The 16,367-nt window shown below is 63.4% G+C and carries 18 protein-coding genes; 5 read left to right on the plus strand and 13 right to left on the minus strand.

Annotated elements, in window-relative coordinates; translation table 11 throughout:
- Nucleotides 1-119 precede the first annotated feature (119 nt).
- The 3 genes from OZ411_RS18500 to OZ411_RS18510 all read right to left on the minus strand — a co-directional run bounded on the left by OZ411_RS18500 (nucleotide 120) and on the right by OZ411_RS18510 (nucleotide 4,142).
- Nucleotides 120-1,880, minus strand: a complete 1,761-nt coding sequence (locus tag OZ411_RS18500; protein ID WP_282529094.1) for a HAMP domain-containing methyl-accepting chemotaxis protein — start codon at nucleotides 1,878-1,880, stop codon at nucleotides 120-122.
- A 262-nt stretch (nucleotides 1,881-2,142) separates the two neighbouring features.
- The gene (locus OZ411_RS18505) at nucleotides 2,143-2,772 is read right to left on the minus strand and encodes an aspartate/glutamate racemase family protein (RefSeq protein ID WP_282529095.1); all 630 of its coding nucleotides are present in this window, start codon (nucleotides 2,770-2,772) and stop codon (nucleotides 2,143-2,145) included.
- A 20-nt stretch (nucleotides 2,773-2,792) separates the two neighbouring features.
- Nucleotides 2,793-4,142, minus strand: coding sequence for an aspartate aminotransferase family protein (locus OZ411_RS18510; RefSeq protein WP_282529096.1), 1,350 nt, complete (start codon nucleotides 4,140-4,142; stop codon nucleotides 2,793-2,795).
- 121 nt (nucleotides 4,143-4,263) lie between these two features.
- Here OZ411_RS18510 and OZ411_RS18515 point away from each other — a divergent pair, with 121 nt between their 5' ends.
- From OZ411_RS18515 to poxB, 4 genes are all read left to right on the plus strand, one after another.
- Nucleotides 4,264-5,238, plus strand: coding sequence for an ABC transporter substrate-binding protein (locus OZ411_RS18515; protein ID WP_282529097.1), 975 nt, complete (start codon nucleotides 4,264-4,266; stop codon nucleotides 5,236-5,238).
- Between the two features lie 7 nt (nucleotides 5,239-5,245).
- The gene (locus OZ411_RS18520; RefSeq protein WP_282529098.1) at nucleotides 5,246-6,067 is read left to right on the plus strand and encodes an ABC transporter ATP-binding protein; all 822 of its coding nucleotides are present in this window, start codon (nucleotides 5,246-5,248) and stop codon (nucleotides 6,065-6,067) included.
- Nucleotides 6,064-6,831: an ABC transporter permease gene (locus OZ411_RS18525; RefSeq protein ID WP_282529099.1), complete on the plus strand. Its 768-nt coding sequence runs from the start codon at nucleotides 6,064-6,066 to the stop codon at nucleotides 6,829-6,831. Before OZ411_RS18520 ends, OZ411_RS18525 begins: the two co-directional genes overlap by 4 nt.
- Before the next feature lie 159 nt (nucleotides 6,832-6,990).
- On the plus strand, nucleotides 6,991-8,718 hold the full coding sequence (poxB, locus tag OZ411_RS18530) for a ubiquinone-dependent pyruvate dehydrogenase (RefSeq protein ID WP_282529100.1): 1,728 nt from the start codon (nucleotides 6,991-6,993) through the stop codon (nucleotides 8,716-8,718).
- 116 nt (nucleotides 8,719-8,834) lie between these two features.
- Here the strand turns inward: poxB and OZ411_RS18535 are convergent, their stop codons facing one another.
- Nucleotides 8,835-10,046 (minus strand): threonine ammonia-lyase, encoded by a 1,212-nt coding sequence (locus OZ411_RS18535; protein WP_282529101.1) that lies wholly within the window; start codon nucleotides 10,044-10,046, stop codon nucleotides 8,835-8,837.
- Nucleotides 10,047-10,125: 79 nt separating this feature from the next.
- On the opposite strand from OZ411_RS18535, the gene OZ411_RS18540 reads away from it, so the two are divergent.
- Nucleotides 10,126-10,638 carry a DUF1697 domain-containing protein gene (locus OZ411_RS18540; protein ID WP_282529102.1) on the plus strand — a complete coding sequence of 171 codons (513 nt, stop codon included), beginning with the start codon at nucleotides 10,126-10,128 and terminating at the stop codon, nucleotides 10,636-10,638.
- A gap of 24 nt (nucleotides 10,639-10,662) precedes the next feature.
- Here OZ411_RS18540 and OZ411_RS18545 read toward each other — a convergent pair whose 3' ends face one another.
- The 9 genes from OZ411_RS18545 to OZ411_RS18585 form a co-directional block, all read right to left on the minus strand.
- Nucleotides 10,663-10,821, minus strand: coding sequence for a hypothetical protein (locus tag OZ411_RS18545; protein ID WP_282529103.1), 159 nt, complete (start codon nucleotides 10,819-10,821; stop codon nucleotides 10,663-10,665).
- Between the two features lie 138 nt (nucleotides 10,822-10,959).
- Nucleotides 10,960-12,087, minus strand: a complete 1,128-nt coding sequence (locus tag OZ411_RS18550) for a hypothetical protein (protein WP_282529104.1) — start codon at nucleotides 12,085-12,087, stop codon at nucleotides 10,960-10,962.
- A 138-nt stretch (nucleotides 12,088-12,225) separates the two neighbouring features.
- A complete protein-coding gene (locus tag OZ411_RS18555) occupies nucleotides 12,226-12,948 on the minus strand; it encodes a di-trans,poly-cis-decaprenylcistransferase (protein WP_282529105.1) in 723 nt (240 codons plus the stop codon).
- A gap of 32 nt (nucleotides 12,949-12,980) precedes the next feature.
- Complete coding sequence (locus OZ411_RS18560) at nucleotides 12,981-13,361, minus strand: transcriptional regulator (protein ID WP_282529106.1); 381 nt, start codon at nucleotides 13,359-13,361, stop codon at nucleotides 12,981-12,983.
- The gene (locus OZ411_RS18565; protein WP_282529107.1) at nucleotides 13,348-13,965 is read right to left on the minus strand and encodes a hypothetical protein; all 618 of its coding nucleotides are present in this window, start codon (nucleotides 13,963-13,965) and stop codon (nucleotides 13,348-13,350) included. The genes OZ411_RS18560 and OZ411_RS18565 overlap by 14 nt, the downstream gene beginning before the upstream one ends.
- A 122-nt stretch (nucleotides 13,966-14,087) precedes the next feature.
- Nucleotides 14,088-14,447 carry a DUF1428 domain-containing protein gene (locus tag OZ411_RS18570; protein ID WP_130580697.1) on the minus strand — a complete coding sequence of 120 codons (360 nt, stop codon included), beginning with the start codon at nucleotides 14,445-14,447 and terminating at the stop codon, nucleotides 14,088-14,090.
- A gap of 153 nt (nucleotides 14,448-14,600) precedes the next feature.
- Complete coding sequence (locus OZ411_RS18575; protein ID WP_282529108.1) at nucleotides 14,601-15,338, minus strand: thioredoxin family protein; 738 nt, start codon at nucleotides 15,336-15,338, stop codon at nucleotides 14,601-14,603.
- 20 nt (nucleotides 15,339-15,358) lie between these two features.
- Nucleotides 15,359-15,820 (minus strand): SRPBCC domain-containing protein, encoded by a 462-nt coding sequence (locus tag OZ411_RS18580; RefSeq protein ID WP_282529109.1) that lies wholly within the window; start codon nucleotides 15,818-15,820, stop codon nucleotides 15,359-15,361.
- Nucleotides 15,703-16,149, minus strand: coding sequence for a metalloregulator ArsR/SmtB family transcription factor (locus tag OZ411_RS18585; RefSeq protein WP_282529110.1), 447 nt, complete (start codon nucleotides 16,147-16,149; stop codon nucleotides 15,703-15,705). Before OZ411_RS18585 ends, OZ411_RS18580 begins: the two co-directional genes overlap by 118 nt.
- Nucleotides 16,150-16,367 lie beyond the last annotated feature (218 nt).

A 16,367-nucleotide genomic window follows, 5' to 3' on the forward strand; every position in this document is an offset into this window, starting at 1 on the left:
AATCGAGCATGTACGAGGACAACGCGCGCGAAATGCGGGAGTTCATTCCGCGATCGGAATCGAAGTGGAGTTGGACGTCTCAGGAACCTCACTCGGCCCGAGACGACCTTGTGACCAGGTCAGGCGGCCCGCACCGTCTGCAGGAACCGGCTAACTTCCGTCTGGAGCCGGCTGCTGTCGCGGGACAGCGATTGCGCGGACGAGAGCACCTGCGTGGACGCCGAGCCTGTCGCGGTGGCGCCGCGCTGCACGTCGGTGATCCGCGAAGAGACCTCCTCGGTCCCTTGTGCAGCCTGTTGCACGTTGCGCGCGATCTCCTGCGTCGCCGCACCCTGCTCTTCGACCGCGGCGGCGACCGTCGAGGCGATCTCCGCCAGCGATTCGATCGTGTTGCTGATCTGGCCGATGGCGCCGACCGACTGATTGGTCGCGGTCTGGATCGCCGCGATCTGCTGACCGATTTCGCCGGTCGCCTTCGCCGTCTGCTCGGCCAGCGCCTTCACCTCGGATGCGACGACCGCAAAGCCCCGGCCTGCGTCGCCGGCGCGCGCAGCCTCGATGGTGGCGTTGAGCGCCAAGAGGTTGGTCTGGCCCGCAATGGTGTTGATGAGCTCGACCACATCGCCGATGCGGCTGGCGGCCTTGGACAGTTCGCTCACGCGCTCGGTGGTGGCGCGCGCCTGGCCGACCGCATCAGCCGCGATTCGCGCCGAATCCTGGACCTGTCGGCTGATCTCGTTCACCGAAGATGACAATTCTTCCGTCGCGGTCGCCACCGATTGCACGTTGGCCGACGCTTCTTCGGAAGCCGACGCCACCGCAACCGTTATCTCCTGGGTGCGTTCGGCCGTCGAGGTGAGCGCCTTTGCGGAGTGCTCCAGCTCCGTCGACGCCGTCGAGACGGTGCTGACGATCTCGCCCACGGCTCCCTCGAACGCGTCCGCAAGCTTGATCATCTCGGCCCGGCGCTGCCCGGCGAGGATGTCATCCTGCCGGCGCCTGGAGTCGGCCTCGAGCACCGCCTTCTCTTCCGCCTTGACCTTGAATGTCTCGACAGCGCGCGCGACCGCGCCGATTTCGTCCTTGCGCCCGATGCCGGGCAACTGGACGTCGAAATTACCATTCGCGAGTTCCTGCATGGCCCGGCTCAGGCTGCGCATCGGTCCCGCGATCGAAAGCGCCGACAGCACCGAGGTCACGATCAGCAGCAAGGCCGCGACGCCGCCGATCGCGAGCGACATCCTGTCTGCCGAGGCTGCCTGCTGCGTCGCCTTTTCGATCTCGCCGGCCATAGCCTGCTTGGCACGGTCCACAATCGCGTTGGCGTTGGATTCGAGCTCCGCGGAAAGCGACAGCATGACGTCATTGGCGATCTGTCGTGAATCCGTCGTCAACTGGGCGGCGCGCGCCTGGGCCTCGTTCGAGATCGTCAGCCCGGAAGCTTCGACGGAGGCAATTTCCAGAAGCTCGGTTTTCATCTTCGCCAGTTTCTCGGCGGCGGACTCATAGGCAGTCGCCGTGCTCTTCAGCTTCTCCAACTGCGAGCGCGCATCGGCGGCCGAGAGACGGGAGATATCATCGATGAACCCGAGGAATCCGTTGTAGCGTGCCGCCAGATACTCGGTGGCCTTCTGCAATTCTTCATCGGTGGTGGCAACGCGGATGTTGGCCGCGCCGATCTGCAGGCCTCGCGCCTCCGCCTTGGCGTCGATTGCCGCGCGCGCGATGTTGGACTGCAGGAGCACGCTCTCATTGGTGCGGCTGACCGTGGCATTCGCCGTCAGTTGATTCACGATCATCAGCGCGACGAAGATCACGCCGAGCGCGGATGCAATGCCAAGCTTGGCTCCGATCCGTAAGTTTTGAATACCTTTGATCATGTCCACCCCGTTGCAGTCTGGCCTTTGGCCCAACCTCTTCAGCCGGGGCGAACTTATTGCTGGGGCTGTTTAAGTAACGTTAAACGGCGGCAGCGAAAGCGATGAAACAACCCGAGAGCGAATGAATCATCGCCTGCAGAAACGTACGCTGCATATGCCGACGCGCGAACGCTCAGCTCGCACAACTCTCTGATGTACTTCTTCGTCCAGAAGACGCTTGGTCAGGACAATTCGGCAGCGCGCTTGTCCGCATAGGATACCTTCAGCAGAGCATCTCCTTCAACTTCGACACGGCGCTATCCGGCGTCGTCAGCACCGGCCGCCTCGATGCTTGCTCAACCGCTGATGCCGCCGGCGCCATGCTATATTGCGCGAGCGCGATGACGTCGCAGTCGCGCAAGTCTTTCGATGCTTCGACCACAAGCCGATCATGCTCGGCGCGATCGCCGCGATCGAGCGCCGCCAGCGCGCCTTCCGCCAGCCTCAGTATCAGCTCGACGGAGTCGGGAAACTCGCGAGGCATGGACGCCAAGGTCGGCGGAAATGTCGAGAGCAAACCGACCTTGCGGCCGCTTCGCGCAGCCTGCTCGATCATCGCCTCATTGGGCTTCAAGACCGGCATCGGCGCATGCGCCCGCGCGACGGCCTCGATGCACGGACCGAAGGCGGAGCAGGTGAATAGGATCGCGTCGGCGCCCGTGCTCACGACATAGCGGCCGAGCGCGAGGAAACGTTCAGTCATGACGTCGGTGAGCCGGCCGTCGCGCGCCAGATCGGCCGACAGGCTGTCATCGAGCAGGTTCATCAGCCGCGCTTCCGGCCACAGCTTTGCGAATGATGATTCGATCGGCTGAATCGAATGTTTCAGGGCGTGAATGAGTGCGATACGCATTTTCGTTGTTCTGCTTCCGATCAATGGCCGATGCTCGTCAGCGCCCGGTCGACGGCCCGGCCGAGCCGATCGACGATCATATCGATATCACCAGGCGTTGCGATATAGGGCGGCGCCAGCAATACATGGTCACCGCGGCGGCCATCAACGGTGCCGCCGGAGGGATAGCAGGCAAGCCCATCCTCGAATGCCGCGGCCTTTATCTTGTGGTGAAGCTTCAGAGTGGGATCGAACGGCTCGCGCGTGCCGCGGTCGGCGACCAGCTCAATCGCCTGGAACAGGCCGCGGCCCCTGATATCGCCGACATGGCGATGATTGCCGAACCGCTCAACGAGGCGACGTTCAAGCTGCCGGCCCAATTCCTGCACGCGATCGAGCAGTCTTTCATCGTCGATGATCCGCTGCACTTCCAGTGCAGCCGCGCAGGCCAGCGGATGCGCGAGATAGGTATGGCCGTGCTGGAATGCGCCCGAGCCGTCGCGGATCGTCTCACCGATGCGGGCGCTCGAGAGCATTGCACCGATCGGCTGGTAGCCGCCGCCAAGGCCCTTGGCGATCGCCTGGATATCGGGCGCAACACCCTCCTGCTCCCAGGCATGCAGCGTGCCCGTGCGCCCCATGCCGCACATCACCTCATCGAGGATCAACAGCGCGCCATGGCGATCGCATACCTCACGGATGGCCTTGAAATATCCCTCCGGCGGCGGCACGCAGCCCGCGGTGGCGCCGACCACGGGCTCCGCGAGAAAGGCGGCAACGGTATCAGGCCCGAGGCGCTGAAATTCGGCTTCCAGTTCGGCCGCGAGCCGTGTGACGAAATCGGCTTCCTGTTCGCCGTCGCGCTGCTCGTGATAGGCAAAGGCCGACGTCACATGGCTGAACGCCTCCGACAGCAGCGGCGCATAGGGCTCGCGCCGCCACGCATTGCCGCCGGCCGCGAGCGCGCCCAGCGTGTTGCCATGATAGCTCTGCCGCCGCGCGATGAAATGCCGGCGCTGCTTCTGACCGATTTCGACGAAGTACTGCCGCGCCAGCTTAATGCTGGCTTCGATCGCTTCCGATCCGCCGCTGACGAAATAGACGTAAGCGAGACCGCCGGGTTCGTGACCCACAAGCTTGTCGGCGAGCGCCTCCGCCGGCTCGGACGAGAAGAACCCGGTATGGGCATAAGCGAGCTTTGACGCTTGCCGCGCCACTGCTTCCACCACACGCGGATGCTGATGACCAAGACAGGAAACCGCGGCGCCGCCGGAGGCATCAAGAACTTTCCGGCCATCTTCGGCGATCAGCCAGACACCCTCGCCGCCGACGGCTTTCGGGGGCGTCTCGCGCAAATTTCGGTGCATCACGCGGCTGAAGCGGATGGCCATGACGGTCAGCCTTTCCTGATGAGAGATCGCAATGAGGGCGAGCTTACTCGGAGGTCGCAATCATAGTCTATCGCGGCACATTTCTTGCTACTCCCGACGGGACTTCCCAGGGGAAATTTCCATGCAATTGACGACCCGAGTGACCGCGATCCTTGCCCTGCTCGCAGCCTTTGCGGCGCTGCCCGCCCCGTCGCTGGCGCAGGACAAGGTCGCCGTCGGCGTGTTCCCGCTCTCCTCGTCGCTGCCTCATTTCGTCGCGCTGGAACGCGGGTTCTTCAGGGAACAGAACATCGAGCCTGAGATGACGAAACTCCTGGGCGGGCCTGCCAATGTCGCGGCGCTGATGACCAACCAGATCGAGGTCTCCGCCGTGCTGGTCACGCTCGAAGGCCTCAACGCCAATGTCAAGAAGCCGGGGGTTGCCACCTATATCAGCCTCAACAGCCAGACCAAGGTCTGGAAGATGGAGCAGTTTGTCGTCCGCAGCGGCTTTGCGGCGAAAACGATCGCCGATCTCAAGGGCGCCAAACTGATGTCGGCGCCGGGTCCGGCCAACATCAACACCGCCAAAGCGATCCTCGCCAAGAACGGCCTGAAGGAAGGCGACTACACCATCGACCAGCTCGACATGGGCCAGCACGTCAACGCGATGACGGCCGGCACGTTCGACGGCGGCTACACGCTCGAGCCGAACGCATCGATGATGATCAAGGCCGGCGTCGCGCATCCGATCGAGGCCGGGGTGATCTCGAAATACATCCTCGGCAATGAGAATGCCAACGCGTACGCCGCCGGCTGCGCGATGACCGCCGACTTCATCCAGAAGCGGCCGGATGTGGCAAAACGCTTCGCCGCCGCCTGGGCCAAGGCGATCGCCTTCATCAACGCCAATCCGGATGAAGCGCGCAAGCACCTCGCCAAGAATACCTACACGCCGGACAATGTGGTCGATATGGTGCCGATGCTCGGCTATGTGATGGTCGGCGACATGACCAAGGAGCAGCTTGCCGATCTGCAGGCCTTCGCGGATTTCGGCAACTCGATCGGCGTCGTGCCCGAAAAGATCGACGTCAGCAAATTCCTGCACAAGTTCTGAGGGGCGTATGACGAGCGCGGCCGCAAGCATGGCGAGCGGGCCGGCCAGCGGCTTCGACGAGTCGCGCCGGACGGCACCGCATGTCACGATCCGGGGGCTTTCCAAGCGTTACCCCGACGCGGTGATCTATGATAATTTCGATTTCGATATCCCGCGCGGCAAGCTCATTTCGGTGTTCGGCCCGAACGGCTGCGGCAAGAGCACGCTGATCAACATGGTCGCAGGGCTGGTGCCCGCTGATGCCGGCGAGGTGCTGTTCGACGGGCGGCCGCTGAGCCGGGTCAAGTTCGGCTATGTGTTCCAGAACTATCGCGAAGCCCTGTTTCCCTGGCTGCCGGCGTTCGATAACATCGCCTATCCACTGAAGCTGATGGGCGTGCCGAAGGCGGAACGCAAGCTGCGCGTTGAGCGGCTGGTGGCGCATCTCGGCGTCAAGATCGACCTTGCGCTTTATCCCTATCACCTCTCTGGCGGACAGCAGCAGCTCGTCTCGATCATGCGCGCGCTGATCGTCGAACCGGAGATCCTGTTCCTCGACGAGCCATTCTCCGCGCTCGACTACGAGATGACGCTGTTCATGCGCGAGCAGTTGCAGCGCGTGTTCATGGAAACGAAGACGACGACGGTCCTGGTGTCGCACGACCTCGAAGAGGCCGTGTATCTCTCCGACTACGTATTGCTCCTGTCGCGCCATCCGGCACAGGTGGTCGAGTTCGTGCCCTATGACGCGCCGCGACCGCGCTCCGACAAGACGATGACCGAGCCCTCCTTCGTCGCCACCAAGGCGCATTGCCTGAAGCTGTTTCAGCACGAGGTGCGCCGCGGATGACCGGACGCAAGCAAATCGCGAGGGCGTTGCTGCCGCTGGTCGGTGTCGCGATGCTGCTCGCCGTCTGGACGCTGGTGAACGGGCTGAAACTGATCGATCCCGTGCTCCTGCCCTCGCCCGCCGCGACGTTCAAGACCTTGTGGGAAGGCATGACCAGCGGCAAGCTCGGCGTCGATTTCGTCAAGACCGTGGTGCGGACGATCTCCTCCACCGCGATTGCGGCCGTCATCGCCATTCCGCTCGGCATCCTGCTCGGCTCCTCGGAAAAACTCTATCGCTCGGTCGAATTCCTGATCGACTTCTTCCGTTCGACGCCGGCCTCCGCGATGTTTCCGCTGTTCCTGGTGCTGTTCGGCGTCGGCGACCGCACCAAGATTTCGGTGGCCGCGTTCGGCGCCGGCCTCGTGATCCTGTTCAACGTCGCCTATGGCGTCATGAACGCGCGCAAGACCCGCCTGCTTGCCGCCAAGGTGATGGGCGCGTCGCGGATGCGCGTGCTGTTCGACGTGATGCTGCTGGAGTCGCTGCCGCAGACCTTTGTGGGTTTGCGCAACGGCGTGTCGCTCGCACTCGTCATCATCGTGGTCGCCGAAATGTTCATCGGTTCGACCGACGGGCTCGGCCAGCGTGTATTCGAAGCGCAGCAATTGTTCGACATGCCCGGCATGTATGCGGCGATCTTTGCCGCCGGCGCGCTCGGCTATGCGCTCAATCTCTTGTTTCTATTGATCGAACGGCGCTTCGTGCACTGGGCCGGCCGCTAGAAGCAAGGCCCTTACGGTCTCAAGACGAGGCCGTGCGAACCCGAAATATCCCGGTCACCTTGCTGTGAGCAGTCCTCGCCTCGCTCGGTTCGAATGGCCTATCCTCCGTGACACGTCCGCATCCTCCGACCGAAACCTCCATTCCCCAGGGAGAATCTCATGGCCCGCACCGTTGCCGACCAGATGGTCGAGACCTTTGCCGCAGCCGGCGTGAAGCGCATCTACGGCATTGTCGGCGACAGCTTGAATGGTTTCACTGATGCACTGCGCCGCCACGGCGGCGTCGAGTGGCTGCATGTGCGCCACGAGGAAGTTGCGGCTTTCGCCGCCGGCGCCGAGGCGCACACCACGGGCGAACTCGCCGTCTGTGCCGGAAGCTGCGGGCCCGGCAATCTGCATCTGATCAACGGCCTGTTCGACTGCCACCGTTCGCGCGTGCCGGTGGTGGCCATCGCGGCGCATATCCCTTCGCCCGAGATCGGCTCACACTTTTTCCAGGAAACGCATCCGGAGCATCTGTTCCGCGAATGCTCGACCTATTGTGAATTGGTTTCGGGCGCAGAGCAGATGCCGCGCGCGCTCGAGATCGCGGTGCGGCGCGCAATCGCCGAACGTTGCGTCAGCGTCATCGTGATTCCCGGCGACATCGCGCTCAAGCCGGCCACCGGCACGTCTGCCTCGACATCGACAGGGCTGGTGCTGTCGCAGCCGGCGGTGGCGCCATCAGATGCCGCGCTTAAACAACTCGCCGACCTCCTCAACCAATCGGAACGTGTCACGCTGCTCTGCGGCAGCGGCTGCGCCGGCGCGCATGACGAATTGATGCAGCTTGCGGAAGCCCTGAAGTCGCCGATCGTCCACGCCATGCGCGGCAAGGAATATGTCGAGTGGGACAATCCTTACGATGTCGGCATGACCGGCCTGATCGGCTTTTCCTCCGGCTATCATGCGATGGAAAACTGCGACACGCTGCTGATGCTCGGCACCGATTTCCCATATCGACAATTCTATCCGAAGGACGCGCGGATCGCGCAGGTCGATGTCAGGCCCGAGGCGATCGGCCGGCGCGTGCCCGTCGAGCTCGGCGTCATCGGGCAGGTCGGCCCGACATTGCGCGCGCTGTTGCCGCGGCTGACGGCCAAGGACGACCGGCGGTTTCTCGATGGCGCGCGCAAGCATTATGCCGAAGCGCGCCGCGGCCTCGACGAGCTCGCCTCCGGCCGCAAGGGCGGCACGCTGCATCCGCAGCAGATCGCGCGCCTCGCGAGCCAGCTCGCCAGCGAGGACGCGATCTTCACTTGCGACGTCGGCCTGCCGACGGTCTGGGCGGCGCGCTATCTCGCCATGAACGGAAAGCGCCGCCTGATCGGCTCGTTCTGGCATGGCTCGATGGCCAACGCGATGGCGCAGGCGATCGGCGCCCAGGCGGCCGCGCCGGGACGCCAGGTCATCTCGCTCTCCGGCGACGGCGGCTTCACGATGCTGATGGGCGATCTCTTGAGTCTTTCGCAGCTCAAGCTGCCGGTGAAGGTGATCGTGTTCAACAATGGCGCGCTCGGCTTCATCGAGCTCGAGCAGAAATCCTCCGGCTTCCTCGACACCGGCACGGAGCTGAAGAATCCGAACTTCGCCGCGATGGCGGAGGCCACCGGCATCAAGGGAGTGCGCATCGAGGATCCGGCCGAGGTCGAGGGCAAGCTTGCCGAAGCCTTCGCGCATCCCGGGCCGGTCGTGATCGACGCCGTCGTCAACCGCCTGGAGCTCGCGATGCCGCCCAAGGTGACCACCGAAATGGCCAAGGGCTTCACCCTCTACATGGTGCAGGCAGTGCTGAACGGCCGCGCCGACGAGGTCGTCACCCTGGCGCGGACCAATCTGTTGCGCTGACAGAGGCGAGATCGAGCTGCAGTTACGTAGCCCGGATGCAGCGAAGCGTAATCCGGGACTGCTGGAGCCACGTGCGAGAACCCCGGATTGCGCTTCGCTCCATCCGGGCTACGCATTTACGTGCAGCGCGCCGAAAAACCTGATGCCGCGAGCTTGGCCAGCACATCGTCCAGATGGGCGCGGTCACGGGTTTCGATCACAAGCTCAAGCAGCGTCGCCTTGGCCGGCAGCGCCGAGAAGGTCCGCTGGTGCGAGACCTCGATGATGTTCGCACCGGCTTCGGCCAGCAGCGCCGAGACGGCGGCGAGCTGGCCGGGCCGATCGACGATGTCGAGCGTGAGCTGCGTCAATCGTCCCTCACGCGCAAGCTCACGGGTCAGGACCGAGGCGACCAGGCGCGTGTCGATATTTCCGCCGGTCAGCACCAGGCCAAGCTTCTGCCCCGCGAAGCGCTCCGGCGCCGCCAATACAGCGGCGAGACCCACGGCACCGGCTCCCTCGACGACCGTCTTCTCGATCGAGATCAGCATCGCCACCGCGCGCTCGATCTGATCTTCGGTGACGAGCAGGATGTCATCGACCAGTTCGCGCACGATCTTGGTCGTGATCTGGCCCGGCGCCTTGACCGCAATGCCCTCGGCAAGGGTATCGCCGCGCATCGGCAGATGTTCGTTCCTGACGGCGTTGTACATCGATGGGTAGAGCTGGGCCTGGACGCCGATGATCTTCAGACCGGGCTTGAGCGATTTGGCGGCGATCGCGATGCCCGAGATCAGCCCGCCGCCGCCGATCGGCACGACGAGCACGTCGAGGTCCGGTACGGACGCCAGTATCTCCAGCGCAATCGTCCCCTGGCCCGCCATGATCAGCGGATCGTCGTAGGGATGGATAAATGTCATGCCGCGTGTCTCGCAGAGCTTGCGGGCAAACTGCGCGGCGTCCTCCAGCGTCGCACCGGAGATGATGACTTCGGCGCCATGACGCCGGGTGTTCTCGATCTTCACCATCGGCGTGCCGATCGGCATCACGATCGTGGTGGGAATGCCGAGCCGCAAAGCGTGGTAGGCGACGCCCTGCGCATGATTGCCGGCCGACATCGCGATCACGCCGCGCTGCCGCTCCTCCGGCGACAACGCCTGCAGGCGGTTCAGCGCCCCACGCTCCTTGAAGGAGGAGGTGAACTGCAAATTCTCGAATTTGAGCCAGATGTCGCAGCCGCATATCTCGCTTAGTGTCCGGCTCTGGTTCAAGGCCGTGACGATGACCGAATCGCGGATGGTGGCCGCGGCGGCCCTGATATCGGCCAAAGTGATCGGAAGGTTTTTCAAGTTGACCTCGTTTGTCCTGTAGCCCCTCTTGGCGCGCCTGTGGCATGTTGACGGCCTCGCTCCTTGGATACGGCCTGGAATGCCAACCTATATCGCCCTGTTGCGTGCCGTGAATGTAGGCGGAACCGGCAAGCTGCCAATGGCCGAACTGAAAGCGATGTGCGTCGCCGAAGGATTTGCAAGCGTACAAACCTATATCGCCAGCGGCAATGTGGTGTTCGACAGCAAATTGCCCGCCGCGAAGGTGAAAGCGGCGCTGGAGAAGCGGCTGCAGGCCTATGCGGGCAGCCCGATCGGCGTGGTGATCCGGACCGCCGACGAGATGGCCGCGGCGCTGAAGGCCAATCCGTTCCCGAAGGCGCCGCCGAACTGGACGGTCGCGATCTTCCTTGATGAGGCGCCGCCGGCCGATGCGCTTCAAACGATCAAGGGGCAACAGGACGAAGAGGTGCGCCTCGGCAAGCGCGAGATCTATGTCGCCTACGGCTCAGGGATCGGCCGGTCGAAGCTGAAGATACCGGCGGCGACGAACGGCACGGCGCGGAACATCAACACGATCGCGAAGCTCGTGGAGCTCGCGTCGGGCAGTTAGAGCATTTTGAGCGACGTGGAGGGCTCAGGCGTCCTGGAGCGCAGCCTGCGCGTCCTCGCGCTGCCTGACCGGCTCGGCTCGCTCGACCACGTCGCAGTTCTCGCAATGCAGGACGGTACGGAAATGCTTGTCCAGCGCGACGGTCCGTTGCCGGCCGCATTGGCAGCGCATCTGCTTGTCCATGGGAATGACCCTGGTTGTACTTGATTCGCGGGAAGGTCGGTGCGCCTAGCTAGCCGCTAAGGGTTAACCTAGTGTGACGATGATGATGCGAATCTGGCGCGGCTTCGGCTCGCCGGTCTCCCGCTGGGACCGGAAACGTCAGTGAAGACCGTTAGCTGCAAGCCGGACCAGCAATTGCCGCTTGGCCTTGTGCCGCGCCCGAAGATCGGTCAGGCGGCGATGAAACTCGTCGTCAGTCCCTTGCAGGAGCGAAAGCTCGCGCAGATCCGCGAGCATGACGGCCACTTGATCATAGGCGTTGTTGTTGCGAAAGGCGACAATAGCTTCGACGTCCGTCCAGGCAGATTGGCCCCGCCGCTTCAGGGCATCTATTCTGACCTTCCTGGCTTTCGTCTCGCGCTCCTGCTCGCGCCGTTTCTCAGCCTGCCTTCGCTCTTCCTCCACCTTGCGGCGCGCTTCCGCCAGATCAGCCGCGATCCGGCGCAGTTCGCCGGCCTGCCTGCGCGGTTGCACAGGCTTCCCTGGCGAGGTGGCAGGACGGCAGCGGCGACGGAAATCCGCGCGGACCAGCGGATCGCCATCGTAGAGACGACGTAGATAGCCGTCTTTCTCCTTCGCGCCGAGAGCTTTGATCATTGCAGTGACTTCCTGTTCCGATGGTTCGGGGGGCAGGACCGCGGACCTTACGGCCGCCGCTTCGACGAGATCGCGGTCAATGCAGAAGAAGTTTGCGAATGCGACAAGCTGCGGCGTCAGCGGCCCCAGTCCGTCGAGCGGCTCGATCGTGTTGTCAGGAGTGTCCTCGTTCTCGACCGACATCAGCCACACGAGATAGAGCGACCGGAGATCGCCCTCGAGCAGATCATTGCGCAGCGGCGCGATCGCATCCAGCCAGCCCTCTCCGCCTTCACCCTCCGCATCCAGTTCATCCCGCGATACGTCGAGAATGACGTTTTCACCTTCAGATCGAATGCGGGCGACATCCCGATCGGCAATGAATTGTTTCAAGCGAGGGACGTCCAGCACGAGCTTGGGAATGCGGATCGCGATCTGCCGCGTGCCCCAATTAGCCAGATACAGGAACAGATCGAAGTATCGCGCCATCAGCCGATCAGGATTGCCCTTGAAGTCACCCCAATTATAGGTGTTCACAAAGCTGCTGGCGGTGATGTCGGCGCGGCTCGACAGCGCGCGCAGTTCCTGCTGCTCGGTCGGACCGAGCTGCCGATCGATCGCCCTGAACTCGTAATATTGGTATTCACTCACGTGGTCACCGCTGGTCGTTCGATCCCGACGCTCGCACTGGAGCGACACATGTTACATTCGAACGAGCCGAACGATTAAGAACGTGCCTCGAACCTTCAACAGGAGATTTCTGACCTATCGCGCACGCGGCCACGGTATTCAGAGGCTTGGCACGTCCTCGAGCGCGACCGGTTGCAGGCCACCGAAGCGGCGTTCGCGGCGGTGGAAGGAGGCTAGCGCGTCCGCGAGATCGTCCCCATCGAATTCCGGCCACATCCGATCGGTGAAGTGCAGTTCGGCATAGGCGCCTTCCCACAGCATGAAATCGGACAGGCGCTTTTCGCCGCTGGTGCGGATGATGAGATCGACATCGCGCAGATTCTGCTCGCCGGTGACGAGTTCGGAGAAGGTCTCGCGCGTGAGCTTGCCAAAGCCGGCGACCCGCGTCGCGGCGTTGAGGATGGCATCGCGCGCGGAATAATCGATCGCGATGCGCAGATGCAGGGCGTCGCCATCAGCCGTCGCGCCTTCCGCGCGGGCGATCGCAGCCGCAATGCCGTTGGGAAGGCGATCGCGGCGGCCGATCACGGTGAGGCGGACGCCATTGCGTACCAGCGCCTGGATCTCGTTGGCGAGATAGAAGCGCAACAGGCCCATCAGCGCGGTGACCTCGGCCTTCGGCCTGCGCCAATTGTCGCTGGAGAAAGCGTAGAGTGTCAGCGTGCCGACCCCCTGCGAGGGCGCCGCCTCGACGATGCGGCGGATCGCTTCGACGCCGGCCTCGTGGCCGCGCAGCCGCGACAGCCCCCTCCGCGTCGCCCATCTTCCATTGCCGTCCATGATGATGCCGACGTGAAGTTTGGAGGAAAGATCACTTTGCATTACAAAGTCTCCGATCAAAAAAGGAATCGTGATCAGGCCGGCAGGATGCCGAGCCGGGAAGGCGCGGCGCCCTCCTTGCCCGCGGCCTTGGCGGCGTCGCGCACCAGCCGTTCCAGCACGACCAGATAGTCGAGGAAGCGGCGGCGGCCCGCCTTGGTGAGGCGGCAGGTGGTGTGCGGGCGGTTGCCCTCATAGCCCTTGGTGACTTCGACGAGTCCGGCTTCCTGCAGCACCTGCAGATGACGGCTGAGATTGCCGTCGGTCAATCCGCAAAGCTGCTTGAGATCGGCGAACGCCAATCCCTTGGGATGCGTCATCAGCGAGGTCATCAGCCCGAGTCGCGCCTTCTCGTGGATCACGCGGTCGAGACCGTCATAGGAGAACGGCGCGGTGTTGGCTTCAATCTTCGACATCGTTTTCTCCGGTGGCGAAATACAACAGGGCAGCCATCAAAACCTGGCCGACGACGAAGGGCAGGCCCATGGTCCAGGGCGACAACGCGTGGCTCTGGCTCGCGACCACCAGCACCGCAAAGCCGGAGAGGAAATACCAGGCGCCGGCAAGGGCGATGCTGCGCGGCAACGAGCGGACGGAGGCGAACACGCCGAGGCTGACCAGCACCTGCCACAGGCCGGGCAGCATCCACAGCGTTTCCGGCGCGAACTTCCACAACAGGATCGCGAGCAAGACGCCGGCGATGCCCGCGGGCAGGAACTGCTCGACCGCCTGCTGGATCATGGCGTCCGCGAGCCCGGAATGATGGCGGCGCGAGCGCGCCCGCATCTCGGTCCAGATCAGCGCGGCCGAAAGCAGCGCGGCCACGGTCCAGCCGCCAAAGAAGGTGAGCGGGTTCCCGGTCGGATTATCGAGCCAGAGGAACTGCAGGATCGCCGTCAGCAGCGCCACGCCGGCGGTGGCGGCCACGGTCGCCGGACCGTAACCGCGGAACGCCGTGCCCGCCGCAATCTGGCTGCGGATGGCAAGAATGTCGGCCAGGGCCTTGTCGAGGTCGCGCATCGGTTGTCCGAACTTTGCATTGCAAAGTACAGGAGTCGCGACACGGGCGCAAGTCAGCCAGCGGCCGACTGGCGATCACTTCGGCCGTCTCTGCGGAAACAGTTTGTGTAGCGCGAGCGCCGCTATACCTTCACCAGGCTCGCAAATCCGCCATAGATCATACGCTTGCCGTCGAAGGGTACCGACTTGCCGTTCATCATGGATTTGAGGCGTTCGTCCGCCATCACCTTGGCATTGATCTTGTCGCGCTGGGCGCGGGATTTGTAGGTGATCCACGCGAACACGACGGTCTCGCCGGGTTTCAGCTTGACGCTCTGGGGGAACGAGGTGAGCTTGCCGGGCTTGACGTCCTCGGCGACCCATTCGCGATAGTCCAGCGCGCCATACTCGCGCCAGATCTTGCCGCACTTTCGCGACATCTGGGCATAGGCGGCGAGATTCTTCTTCGGGACGGCGAGGATGAAGCCATCGACATAGGGCATGGGCGGTTCCTGTTGTTGTTCCCGTCATTGCGAGGCGGAAGCAACGAAGCAATCCATTTCTCCGCATACGGCGGCATGGATCGCTTCGTGGAGCCAGTCATTGGGCGGCGCTAGCGCCGACCCGGCGGCTCGCAATGACGGTTTGCGGGTCTCTCAGCTATGGCAACAGGATGCCTGAACCGGCGTCGGCTGGTATTGGTCACGGTGCCGCACCCAGTCCATCGGATAGGGCAGGCCCTCTTCGTGACGGCCGAGCGGCGTGAGATCGAGATAGTGATAGGCCGCGTTCATCATGTCGAGACCGCGAGCAAAGCACGAATAGGTGTGGAAGATGTCGCCGGCCTCGTCGCGATAGAACACGCTGATGCCCGGCGCCTCCTCGACGCCGAAACCGGACGTGCCGAAATTGTAGATCTTGGCGCCCGACTTCAGTTCCTCCGGCGTGAACGACACCGCGAAGTCATGATTGAAGTCGCTGTTCGCCGAGGACAACCAGTCGAAGGTCCAGTCCATCCTTTTCCTGAACGCTTCCAGCTTCTCGAATGGCGCACGCGAGATCGCCACCAGCGTGGTGTCGCGCGCCGCCAGATGCGGGATTATGCGCTCGTTTCCGTCGGCCCAGAACGAGCAGCTCTTGCAGCCTTCATCCCAATCGGGCGCGAACATGAAGTGCTGCACCACGAGTTGCGGCTTGCCCTTGAACAGGTCGGCGAACGCCACCTTGCCGTTCGGGCCGTCGAACATGTAGGCCTTGTCGACCTTGACCCAGGGTAATGCCCGCCGCTCCGCGCTGAGGACCTCGCGGGCACGGGTGAGCTCCTTTTCATGCGCCATATGGACCTTGCGGGCTTCAATCCACTCCTCGCGTGACACGACTTTGTGTGGCTGCATGGTGTCCTCCTTGACAGTATTCAAGCGACGAAATTCTCCAGCTTGGCGAACAGCTCGGTCCATCCACGCTCATGATTGTCGCGCGCGGTCTCGTCGACGAACTGCTCGTGATGGAAGGTCAGCAGCGTGCCGGCGCCATCTGGTCTCAGCGATACCGTCACCAGCGACTCGCGCTCTGGCGTCGAATGCCAGGCCCAACTGAAAACCAATCGCTCGTTTGGCACGACCTCGCGATAGACGCCGCCGACTTCGTGATATTCGCCATCGTTGCCGGTGAAACTGATGCGGTAGCGCCCGCCGGCGCGAACGTCGAGCTCAGCCCGCACCGAGCCGGGCTTCACATTCGCCGGCCCGAACCATTGCACTAGGTTTTCCGGTTCGGTCCATGCGGCGTAGACTTTTTCCGGCCGCGCGCGGAAACGGCGCGTGAGGGTGAGGCCGGGGCGCGCGGCGGGGCCGGGCTTGGCGCTGCTGATGGCCATGGGTCTTCCTCCACGAAGGCGGCAAGGCGATCGAAATTGTCGGACCAGAAGCGCACATAGCGATTGAGCCAGTCCATCGCCTGCTCCATCGGTCGCGCAGTCAGCCGGCACGCCACCGTGCGGCCGGTCTTCTCCCGCGTGATCAGGCCGGCATCCGACAATACGTCGAGATGCTTCATGATCGCGGGCAGCGACATCTGAAATGGCTGCGCCAGTTCGCTCACGGATAGGCTTTCCTTCTCGCCAAGCCGTGCCAGAAGCGCGCGGCGAGTGGGATCGGAAAGCGCCGCGAACGTACGGTCCAGCGTCTCGTCGAGATACTTAACCATATGGTTTAGTATAGGCTCGATCGATCACGAGTCAATGGCTCGAATCGCGGGAACATTCACGAAAACTTGGCGCTCAGAAAGAGGGGCAAAGGCGACTTGCGCGCCGTCCTTCCCTTCTCCCCTTGCGGGAGAAGGTGGCGCGCATACAATGCGCGACGGATGAGCGACTATCTGGATTGTCAAGTTGCATTGGCGTAAGCGGCACGCGCCTCGCGTGC

The sequence above is a fragment of the Bradyrhizobium sp. Arg237L genome, assembly GCF_029990105.1.
Classification (GTDB): Bacteria; Pseudomonadota; Alphaproteobacteria; order Rhizobiales; family Xanthobacteraceae; genus Bradyrhizobium.

What these genes read in the sequence shown, in the direction of transcription:
- OZ411_RS18500 (WP_282529094.1), bottom strand. Translation starts at nt 1,880, where the DNA reads ATGATCAAAGGTATTCAAAACTTACGGATCGGAGCCAAGCTTGGCATT.
- OZ411_RS18505 (WP_282529095.1), bottom strand. Translation starts at nt 2,772, where the DNA reads ATGCGTATCGCACTCATTCACGCCCTGAAACATTCGATTCAGCCGATC.
- OZ411_RS18510 (WP_282529096.1), bottom strand. Translation starts at nt 4,142, where the DNA reads ATGGCCATCCGCTTCAGCCGCGTGATGCACCGAAATTTGCGCGAGACG.
- OZ411_RS18515 (WP_282529097.1), top strand. Translation starts at nt 4,264, where the DNA reads ATGCAATTGACGACCCGAGTGACCGCGATCCTTGCCCTGCTCGCAGCC.
- OZ411_RS18520 (WP_282529098.1), top strand. Translation starts at nt 5,246, where the DNA reads ATGACGAGCGCGGCCGCAAGCATGGCGAGCGGGCCGGCCAGCGGCTTC.
- OZ411_RS18525 (WP_282529099.1), top strand. Translation starts at nt 6,064, where the DNA reads ATGACCGGACGCAAGCAAATCGCGAGGGCGTTGCTGCCGCTGGTCGGT.
- poxB (WP_282529100.1), top strand. Translation starts at nt 6,991, where the DNA reads ATGGCCCGCACCGTTGCCGACCAGATGGTCGAGACCTTTGCCGCAGCC.
- OZ411_RS18540 (WP_282529102.1), top strand. Translation starts at nt 10,126, where the DNA reads ATGCCAACCTATATCGCCCTGTTGCGTGCCGTGAATGTAGGCGGAACC.
- OZ411_RS18545 (WP_282529103.1), bottom strand. Translation starts at nt 10,821, where the DNA reads ATGGACAAGCAGATGCGCTGCCAATGCGGCCGGCAACGGACCGTCGCG.
- OZ411_RS18555 (WP_282529105.1), bottom strand. Translation starts at nt 12,948, where the DNA reads ATGCAAAGTGATCTTTCCTCCAAACTTCACGTCGGCATCATCATGGAC.
- OZ411_RS18560 (WP_282529106.1), bottom strand. Translation starts at nt 13,361, where the DNA reads ATGTCGAAGATTGAAGCCAACACCGCGCCGTTCTCCTATGACGGTCTC.
- OZ411_RS18565 (WP_282529107.1), bottom strand. Translation starts at nt 13,965, where the DNA reads ATGCGCGACCTCGACAAGGCCCTGGCCGACATTCTTGCCATCCGCAGC.
- OZ411_RS18570 (WP_130580697.1), bottom strand. Translation starts at nt 14,447, where the DNA reads ATGCCCTATGTCGATGGCTTCATCCTCGCCGTCCCGAAGAAGAATCTC.
- OZ411_RS18575 (WP_282529108.1), bottom strand. Translation starts at nt 15,338, where the DNA reads ATGCAGCCACACAAAGTCGTGTCACGCGAGGAGTGGATTGAAGCCCGC.
- OZ411_RS18580 (WP_282529109.1), bottom strand. Translation starts at nt 15,820, where the DNA reads ATGGCCATCAGCAGCGCCAAGCCCGGCCCCGCCGCGCGCCCCGGCCTC.
- OZ411_RS18585 (WP_282529110.1), bottom strand. Translation starts at nt 16,149, where the DNA reads ATGGTTAAGTATCTCGACGAGACGCTGGACCGTACGTTCGCGGCGCTT.